Source organism: Chryseobacterium sp. SIMBA_028, assembly GCF_046535285.1.
In the GTDB taxonomy this organism is placed as follows: Bacteria; Bacteroidota; Bacteroidia; order Flavobacteriales; family Weeksellaceae; genus Chryseobacterium.
In genome coordinates, this window is the sequence record NZ_JAWRWZ010000377.1 from 1 (window position 1) to 265 (window position 265).

The 265-nt window shown below is 40.4% G+C and carries 1 protein-coding gene; it reads left to right on the forward strand.

Annotated elements, in window-relative coordinates; genetic code table 11:
* Positions 1–265: DUF4142 domain-containing protein (locus SCA31_RS23835; protein WP_410699478.1), on the forward strand; the 265-nt coding region annotated here is incomplete at both ends.

The following is a 265-nucleotide window of genomic DNA, read 5'->3' on the forward strand; positions in this document are numbered from 1 at the left end:
CTTTTGTTGATGCTGCTGCTAAAGGGGGAATGATGGAAGTTATGATGGGAGAACTTGCTGCTGCAAATGCTACCAATGCTTCTGTGAAATCTTTAGGGCAAATGATTGCAAAAGATCATAAAGCTGCCAACGAAGAACTAAAAAAATGGGCGGGAAGTGTAAATTATTCCTTACCCGCATCCTTAGATGCTTCACAACAAAAGATGCATGATGATCTAAAAGCAAAGAAAGGAGCCGATTTTGACAAGGCTTATGTCGACATGAT